8 protein-coding genes are annotated in these 8,728 nt (G+C 71.9%); 6 read left to right on the forward strand and 2 right to left on the reverse strand.

Features of this window, described 5'->3' with window-relative positions; genetic code table 11:
• Window positions 1-8: 8 nt before the first annotated feature.
• The 4 genes from Q0283_RS03995 to Q0283_RS04010 are packed head-to-tail and all read left to right on the forward strand — an operon-like array spanning window position 9 to window position 3,996.
• Window positions 9-1,076: an ABC transporter permease gene (locus Q0283_RS03995; protein WP_298043180.1), complete on the forward strand. Its 1,068-nt coding sequence runs from the start codon at window positions 9-11 to the stop codon at window positions 1,074-1,076.
• Between the two features lie 5 nt (window positions 1,077-1,081).
• Window positions 1,082-2,146, forward strand: a complete 1,065-nt coding sequence (locus Q0283_RS04000) for an ABC transporter ATP-binding protein (RefSeq protein WP_298043182.1) — start codon at window positions 1,082-1,084, stop codon at window positions 2,144-2,146.
• Complete coding sequence (locus Q0283_RS04005) at window positions 2,143-3,273, forward strand: ABC transporter ATP-binding protein (RefSeq protein WP_298043184.1); 1,131 nt, start codon at window positions 2,143-2,145, stop codon at window positions 3,271-3,273. Before Q0283_RS04000 ends, Q0283_RS04005 begins: the two co-directional genes overlap by 4 nt.
• Complete coding sequence (locus Q0283_RS04010; protein ID WP_298043186.1) at window positions 3,274-3,996, forward strand: sulfite exporter TauE/SafE family protein; 723 nt, start codon at window positions 3,274-3,276, stop codon at window positions 3,994-3,996.
• Between the two features lie 13 nt (window positions 3,997-4,009).
• Here the strand turns inward: Q0283_RS04010 and Q0283_RS04015 are convergent, their stop codons facing one another.
• Entirely contained in the window at window positions 4,010-5,044 is a 1,035-nt protein-coding gene (locus tag Q0283_RS04015) for a 2-hydroxyacid dehydrogenase (RefSeq protein WP_298043188.1), read from the reverse strand.
• A gap of 2 nt (window positions 5,045-5,046) precedes the next feature.
• Window positions 5,047-6,336 carry an enolase C-terminal domain-like protein gene (locus Q0283_RS04020; protein WP_298043197.1) on the reverse strand — a complete coding sequence of 430 codons (1,290 nt, stop codon included), beginning with the start codon at window positions 6,334-6,336 and terminating at the stop codon, window positions 5,047-5,049.
• Between the two features lie 143 nt (window positions 6,337-6,479).
• On the opposite strand from Q0283_RS04020, the gene Q0283_RS04025 reads away from it, so the two are divergent.
• Together Q0283_RS04025 and Q0283_RS04030 are read left to right on the forward strand one after the other, a co-directional pair.
• Window positions 6,480-7,424, forward strand: coding sequence for a LysR family transcriptional regulator (locus tag Q0283_RS04025; protein WP_298043190.1), 945 nt, complete (start codon window positions 6,480-6,482; stop codon window positions 7,422-7,424).
• A gap of 123 nt (window positions 7,425-7,547) precedes the next feature.
• Window positions 7,548-8,690, forward strand: a complete 1,143-nt coding sequence (locus Q0283_RS04030; RefSeq protein ID WP_298043191.1) for an L-talarate/galactarate dehydratase — start codon at window positions 7,548-7,550, stop codon at window positions 8,688-8,690.
• The last annotated feature ends 38 nt before the right edge of the window (window positions 8,691-8,728 follow it).

Genomic DNA, 8,728 nt, shown 5'->3' on the forward strand with positions numbered 1-8,728 from the left:
AGGACCCCATGAGCACCACAGCTGAGACCCCCCGGCACACCGGGTCCTCACCCGCCCCGGCGCCGGAAGCGGAATCGTCACGACACGGCAAACCGAGCATGTTCCGCATGCTCCTGAGGGACCCCTTCGCCACGGCGGGCGCCGTCATCCTGCTCCTCGTCGGCGCGACGGCGGTCTTCGGGCCCCTGCTCGTCGGCGACCTCGCCACGAAGCAGGACCTGATGTTCGCCAACGAGGCCCCCTTCAACCCGGCCAACGGCTGGGAGTACATCCTCGGATCCGACTCGCTGGGCCGGTCCATGCTGGCCCGCCTCGTGGTCGCCACCCGCACCACGCTGCTCGTGGCCCTGCCCGCCGTGCTGGTCGCCATGGTCATCGGTTCCCTGTGGGGCGTCTGGGCTGGGTACCACCGCGGTGCCCGCGAGAACGTGTCCATGCGCATCGCGGACGTCATCATGTCCTTCCCGTCCCTGCTGCTGGCCGTGGTCGTGCTGTACGTCTTCAACCCCTCGATCGCCAACATCGTGCTGATCCTGGCGATCACCCGGATCCCGATCTACCTGCGTACCGCCCGCGCCGAGTCGGCCGAGCTGCAGAGCCGGACCTTCGTGGACGCCGCCCGGACCTTCGGCGCCCGGCCGAACGCGATCATTCGCCGGCACGTGGTCCCGATCATCGCGCCGACGATCCTCACGCTGGCCACCCTCGAGTTCTGCTACGTGATGCTGGCCGAGTCCTCCCTGAGCTTCCTGGGCATCGGCATCCAGCCGCCGGACGTGTCCTGGGGCCTCATGGTCGCCCAGGGCCGTCAGTACCTGCAGACGGCCTGGTGGCTGTCCATCCTGCCGGGCCTGGCCATCGTCATCACGGCCATCGCCGCCAACATGCTGGCGGCCTGGCTGCGAATCGCCACCGATCCGGCCCAGCGCTGGCGCCTGACCCTGCCGGGCCGGAAGAGGTTCATCCACCGCCTGCCCGTCCGGAAGATGGCCGCCGCGGCCGCCGCCACCGACGCCTCCTCCGCCCGGACCACTCGGGCAGACACCGAGCCGACGCCCCTCCAGGAGAAGCAGTGAGCACCATGACCTCCGCACCCACCACGACCCGGGTCGACCCGGGCACCACGGTCCTCGAGGTCTCCGGCCTGAACGTGGACATCCGGACCCCTGCCGGCACCGTCCGCGCCGTCAGCGAGGTCGGTTTCACCGCCTCGGCCGGACAGACCCTCGCCCTGCTGGGCGAGTCCGGCTGCGGCAAGTCGATGACCGCCAAGGCCGTGGCCGGCCAGCTGGACGCTGTCGCCCACGTGGAGGGCGGGGCCGTGATGCTCAACGGCGAGGACCTCACGAGGATCAGCGCCAGGAGACGCCGGGCCATCTCCGGCGTGGACCTGGGCATCGTCTTCCAGGACGCCCTGACCGCGCTGAACCCCGTCTACACCGTCGGCACCCAGCTCGGCGAGGCCTTCCGCATCCATCGGGGCCTGAGCGCCCGGGCGGCCCGCGTGGAGGCCATCGAGCTGATGCGCCGCGTGGGGATCCCGGAACCGGAGTCCCGCGTGGACGCCTACCCGCACCAGTTCTCGGGCGGCATGCGCCAGCGCATCCTCATCGCCATGGCCGTGGCGCTGGGGCCGAGCCTGCTGATCGCGGATGAGCCCACCACCGCCCTCGACGTCACCGTGCAGGCACAGATCATGGAGCTGTTGCGCCGGCTGCGGGCCGAGGAGAACATGGCCGTCGTCCTCATCACCCACGACCTCGCCGTGGTGGCCGAGGAGGCGGACACGGTGTGCGTCATGTACGCCGGGACCGTGGTGGAACAGGGGCCGGTGGACCGGGTCTTCGCGACCCCCACCCACCCGTACACCAAGGGCCTGCTGGACTCCGTGCCGACCGGTTCGGAACGGGGCGGGGACCTGAACTCGATCCCGGGCAGCCCGCCCGAGCTCAAGGACATCCCGCCCGGATGCGTCTACCAGGACCGGTGCCCGTTGGCCCGCGCACTGTGCCGGGCCCAGCGCCCGGACCTGCGCGAGACCACGCCCGGCCAGTTCGCCGCGTGCCACTTCTCCGAGGAACTCCTCGCGGCGCACGCCCCTGCCGTCACCCCCACGGACACCACCGCCACGGAGGCCCGATCATGACCGCGACCCTGACCCACGATGCCCCGGCCCCCGCCGGCGGTGCCGCACTCGAGGTCCAGAACCTCACCAAGACCTTCCAGGTCCAGCGCAGTGCCTCCGGCAACGACCGCCTCACGGCCCTGGACGGTGTCAGCCTCACGATCGGCCGCGGGGAGACGCTGGGGCTGGTGGGGGAGTCCGGGTGCGGCAAGTCCACCCTGGCCCGGACGCTGATGCTGCTGGAGATCCCGGACTCCGGGTCCGTCACCTTCGAGGGACGGGACCCGTTCTCGCTGCGCGGCAAGGACCTGATGTCCTGGCGCCGCCGCGTGCAGATGGTGTTCCAGGATCCCTTCGCCTCCCTGAACGCGCGGATGACGGCCGGGGAGATCATCTCCGAGCCCTGGGCCACCCACCGTGGCCTGTACAGGACCTCCCGGGAGCGGGATGCCCGGCTGCGGGAGCTGCTGCAGCTGGTGGGGTTGCGTCCCTCCGACATGAAGAAGTCACCCCAGGAGTTCTCCGGCGGCCAGCGCCAGCGCATCGGCATCGCCCGGGCGCTGGCGCTGAACCCGGACCTCATCATCCTCGATGAGCCGGTCTCGGCCCTGGACCTCTCCGTCCAGGCCCAGGTGCTGAACCTGCTCAACGAACTGCAGCAGAAGCTCGGTGTCAGCTACCTGTTCATCTCGCACGACCTCTCCGTGGTCCGGCACGTCACCGACCGCGTGGCCGTGATGTACCTGGGCCGCATCATCGAGACCGGCACCACCGAGGACGTCTTCGACCGCCCGCTGCATCCCTACACGGCAGCGCTGATGTCCGCCTCGCCCAAGCTGGACCCGGCGGCCCGGCCCGAGGAGCGGATCGTCCTGCGCGGCGAGCTGCCGTCCCCGCTGGACCCGCCCTCGGGCTGCCGGTTCCGCACCCGTTGCTGGAAGGCCCAGGACATCTGCGCCGCAGAACGTCCCGCCGCTCGGACCGGCGCGGAGGCCGGACGCACGACGACGGCCCTGCCAACGCCCGGGGTCCGCCGCACCGCACCGGAGGGGATGCAGGACGTCGCCCACCAGGCTGAATGCCACTTCCCGATGGTGGAACCGGTGCGGGAGGGCGGAGCCGGGACGCCCGCCGCTACGGTGGGCTAGGTGGACCCAGGCGCATTCGGACTCATCGCAGCGGTCGTCTTCATCGGTTCGGCACTCCAGGGCTCGATCGGCTTCGGCGCGGGCATGGTGGCCGCCCCGGTGATCGCCCTCGTGGAGCCGGGGCTGCTGCCGTCGATCGTGGTGATGTTCGCGTGCCTGCTGGCCCTCATGGTCACTCTCCGCGAGCGGGCGAACCTGGACCTCGGCGGGGCGGGGTGGGCGCTCGCGGGACGGCTCCCGGGCAGCGCGATCGGCGCCCTCATGGTCGTGGCCCTGCCCGTGGCGGCGCTGTCCTGGGTGGTGGCCGTCTCCGTGGTCGCCGGGGTCGGGTCGGCGTTCCTGGGCTGGCGGCCGGCGCCCACGCGCACGGCCCTCGTCACCGCCGGGGCGCTGTCCGGGATCATGGGCACCTCGACCTCGATCGGCGGGGCACCCATGGCCATTGTCTGGCAGGGCCAGGAACCGGCGCGGTTGCGGGGGACCATGAGCGCGTTCTTCCTCGTCGGCTCCATCGTCTCCGTGGTGCTGCTGGTCCTCGTCGGTGCCGTCACGTGGCACTCCGTGCAGGTCTTCGCCTGGCTCATCCCCGTGGTGGCGGCCGGGTTCCTGCTGTCCCGACGTCTCAACCGGTGGCTGGACGCCGAGCGCCTGAGGCTGGCCGGCCTGCTCCTGGCGAGCCTCGGGGCGCTCCTGCTGGTGGTGCGTCTGCTGCTGGGTGTGTAGAAGTCCGGCCTGCCTAGCGTGTGCGCGGTCCAGACCTCACCACACCGAGCCGCGGTGTCCCCGCGGCAAGGCGCTCCACGTTGGCGGCGATGTCCCGGGCTCGGCCCGCGAAGGTCGACTCCGCATGCCCGGAGCAGTGCGGGGTGAGGACCACGTTGTCCAGCGCGGTGAAGTCGTGCTCGGCCGGGGGCGTCCGGCCCGGTGACGGTGGCCCCCACCACACGTCGAGCGCGGCCCCGCCGATCGCCGTCGGGGTCCCGGCCGGCGCCGTGAGCGCCGCGTGCAGCGCCGCCTGGTCCACCACGGGTCCCCGGGCGACGTTCACCAGCACGGCGTCCGGTTTCATGGCCGTCAGTTCCGCCGCCCCGATCATTCCCTGGGTGGCCGGGGACAGGGGAACGGACACCACCACGACGTCGGCCTCGGCCAGCAGGCGGGGCAGTTCGCCGGTCCCGCCGACCCACCGCGGGCACACCCCCTCCGGCAGCGGGGCGTCCGGGGTGCCGCGCACGGCCAGCGTGGCCATGCCCCAGGACTCGGCCAGGCGGAGGGTCTCCGCGCCGATGCCGCCCAGGCCCACCGCGCCGAGCACCAGCGTGTCGAGGGTGCGGAACGCCGGGACGGTCGGGTCGGTGGCCAGGGTCCGCCAGGTCCCGGCGCGCAGGCTGCGGTCCCGGACCAGCAGCCGGCGTTCCAGGGCCATGACGGACATCAGCACGTGTTCGGCGATCGCCCGCTCGTGGTGGGCGGTGGTGGTCACCTCCGTGCCGGCCGGGAGCGCGTCCACGGCCACCCGGTCCAGGCCCGCGCCGGTGACCTGGACGAGACGTGCCCCCACCCCGGCCGCCGTCTCCGCGGACAACCGGGAACACACCAGCACGTCACAGTCCGCGGCCGCCTGGCGCTGGGTGTCCTCGTCGGCCTCCGTGAGGAACATCCAGTGGTGACGGGGAGCGCCTGAGGTGAGCACGCCGGACCACCGGGCAATGATCGGGTCGGTCACGAGCACGGACAGCCGGCCGGCCGGCGTCGGGCCAGGGCGGGCCATGTTCACCACCGGGCCGGGGAGGGGTCGAAGTCCGGCTGGAACCGGCGCATGTACCCGGTGTCATCCCGTTCCGTCAGGCCCGCGCGCAGGTACTGCTCGTGCAACCGGGCCAGGGCGTCCTCGTCCAGCTCGACGCCGAGCCCCGGGCCGGTGGGGACCGCCACGGAGCCGTCCCGGATGGCGAGCACGCCGGGGACCACGACGTCCTCGGAGGGATCCTTCCAGGGGATGTGCGTGTCACAGGCGTAGTCCACGTTCGGGGTGGCCGCGGCCAGGTGGACCATGGCCGCGAGACTGATCCCGAGATGGGAGTTCGAGTGCATGGACAGCCCCCAGCCGAAGGTCTCCGCCACGCCGCCCAGCATCTGGGACCGGCGCAACCCACCCCAGAAGTGGTGATCCGACAGCACGACGTCCACGGCACCCGCCGCGACGGCCGGCGGGATGTCCGCGAAGCCGACCACGCACATGTTGGTGGCCAGGGGTGTGCCCGTGCGGCGCCGGACGGTGGCCATGCCGTCGATCCCCGGCGTCGGGTCCTCGAGGTATTCCAGGATCCCGCCCAGGCGTTCGGCCACGGCCACGGACGTCTCCACGGTCCACGCGCCGTTGGGGTCGATGCGCAACGGCAGGTCCGGGAACTCGGCGCGCAGCGCCTCGATGGCCTCACACTCCGCGTCGGGGTGGAAGACACCGGCCTTGAGCTTGAGGGCGGTGAAACCATGGGCGTCCACCAGGGCGCGGGCCTGGGCCACCACGCCGGCGGGGTCCAGGGCCTCACCGAAGGCGTCCGGTCCGGCCCCGGGGTGGCCGGCCCACTTGTAGAACAGGTAACCGCTGAAGGCGACGGAATCCCGCAGGGCGCCCCCGAGGAGACTGCTGACGGGCAGGCCGAGGACCTTGCCCTGGAGGTCGAGCGAGGCCACGTCGAAGGGGGAGAGGACCCGGTCCGCGGTGGCCGAGCCGGTGACCATCCCGCTCATGCCGTGACCGCCCGTCGTCGTGTCCCGGGCGAGGGCCCGGGTGATCCGGCGGCGCAGGTCGTTGGTGTTGAAGGCGTCGGCACCGACGACCGCCTCGGCGCCCAGGCGGAGCCGGGCCAGGTGGGCGGCGTCCCCGTAGGTCTCCCCGAGCCCGGTGACGCCGGCATCCGTGTGGACCTGGACGATCGCCCGCAGGGCAAAGGGCTCGTGCACGCCCACCGTGTTCAGCAACGGGGGGTCCGCGAAGGCCACCGGCGTGATGGTGGCCCCGGTGATCGTCGGGCCGGCGGTGGCCGGGCCGGTGGTCACCGGGCCGGTCCCGGCGCGGCCGGAGGGGGTGAGTCGAGGGCTCGCGGGGCTGGAGGTCTGTGCGTTCACGCCTTCAACGTAGGGCCGGGGATCGATGCGCGTCCAAGCTAATATGTGCACACAATCATCCAAGGAGTGGATCGATGTTCTCCCTCATCCAGCTGGAGTCCTTCGTGGCGGTGGCCGAGGAATTGCACTTCGGCGCGGCGGCCACCCGGCTGAACATGACCCAGCCGCCCCTGAGCCGGCAGATCCAGTTGCTGGAGAGGGAGCTGGACGCCCAGCTGTTCCTCCGCAGCAGCCGGAAGGTGGAGCTCACGCCGGCCGGGCAGGCGTTGCTGCCGAGTGCCCGCCAGATCCTGGACCTCTGCACCAAGACCCAGCTGGACGTCCGCCGCGTCTCCACCGGGGACGTCGGCTCGATCGTCATCGGCTACACCGCGATCGCCGGCCAGTCCGTCCTGCCGTGGCTGCTGCGGCTGGCCCGTGAACACCTGCCGGGGGTCTCCCTGGTGCTGCGGGAGGCGGTCTCGGCCGACCAGCTGGAGGCGCTCTCCCGCGGAGCGGTGGACCTCGGCCTGCTGCGCCCCATCGTCTCCCGCGCGGGGGTCCGCACCGAGCTGGTCTTCAAGGACCACCTGGTGGCCGCACTTCCGCAGGGTCATGCGCTGGCCACCGGTGAGGGTGTGCGCCTGAAGGACCTCGAGGGGGAGCCGCTGATGATGTACTCCACCTCGGAGGCCCGCTACTTCTACGACCTCGTCATGCGCCTGTACGACAGTGCCGGCGTCACCCCGACCGTCACCCAGCTGGCCAGCCAGGTCCCGGCGCTGCTGGCCTTCGCGGCCGCGGGCCTGGGCATCACGCTCGTCCCGGCCTCGGCCATGGACTTCGCCCCTCCGGGCGTCGTGGCCGAGGAGATCACCGGTCACGCCGGACTCCTCGAGCTCAACCGGGCGGACCTGCACCTGGCCTGGAACGAGAACGGGGACAACACCGCCGCGAGCCGGTTGCGCCGGGTCATCCTGGAGCACGTCTCGCCGCAGGGGGTCCTTGAGGGCGACGCCGGCCCGGCGGGCACCGGCTGAGCCGTCCCGTCCGTGCGTGGGAACCCCGCAGTGGCACTTGTTCTACAAGTTGGTGACTTGTACGATGAGATGACCTGCTGACCGGGACGCGCCCCTGTATCCCACGCCGAGGAAGAGACCCCCATGACCGCATCTGCCTACACGCCGGACGCCATCCGCCACGTCACGCTCTCCACCGTCCGGTTGCCCCTGGCGACGCCGATCTCTGACGCCAAGGTCTTCACCGGGCGGCAGAAGCCCATGACCGAGGTGGCCTTCCTCTTCGCGGAGATCGTCACCGAGCAGGGCCACGAGGGCCTCGGCTTCTCCTACTCCAAGCGCGCGGGCGGGCCGGCCCAGTACGCCCACGCCCGCGAGGTCGCCGAGACCATGATCGGCGAGGACCCCAACGACATCGCCCGGCTGTACACCAAGCTGCTGTGGGCCGGTGCCTCCGTCGGGCGCTCCGGGGTCGCCACCCAGGCACTGGCCGCGATCGACATCGCCCTGTACGACCTCAAGGCCAAGCGAGCCGGACTGCCGTTGGCGAAGTTCCTCGGTGCCCACCGGGACTCCGTGCGGACCTACAACACCTCCGGCGGCTTCCTCAACGCCTCGATCCAGGAGGTCAAGGAACGGGCCTCCCAGTCCATCGAGGAGGGCATCGGCGGCATCAAGATCAAGGTCGGCCTGCCGGACTCCGCGGAGGACCTGCGCCGGGTGGCCGCCGTGCGCGAGCACATCGGCCCGGACGTGCCGCTCATGGTGGACGCCAACCAGCAGTGGGACCGTGCCACCGCCCTGCGGATGGGGCGCCGCCTGGAGGAGTTCGACCTGGTCTGGATCGAGGAGCCGCTCGACGCCTACGACGTGCAGGGCCACGCCGACCTCGCGGCCGCGCTGGACACCCCGATCGCCACCGGGGAGATGCTCGCCTCCGTGGCCGAGCACGAACGCCTCATCGCGGCACGGGCCTGCGACATCATCCAGCCGGACGCCCCGCGCGTCGGCGGCATCACCCAGTTCCAGCGGCTCGCGACCCTGGCCGACCAGGCCGGACTCGACCTCGCCCCGCACTTCGCGATGGAGATCCACCTCCACCTGGCGGCCACGTATCCGCGCGAGCCGTGGGTGGAGCACTTCGACTGGCTCGACCCGCTCTTCAACGAGCGCCTCGAGACCAAGGACGGGCGCATGCTCCTGCCGCAGCGCCCCGGGCTCGGCGTGACCGTCAGCGACCGGGCCCGGGCCTGGACCCTCGAGACCGCGGAGTTCGGCCGCGCCTGAATGACCGGGGCACATACCTCCGGGCCGGCCGCACGGCC

The sequence above is a fragment of the uncultured Citricoccus sp. genome, assembly GCF_937871995.1.
Lineage (GTDB): Bacteria > Actinomycetota > Actinomycetes > Actinomycetales > Micrococcaceae > Citricoccus.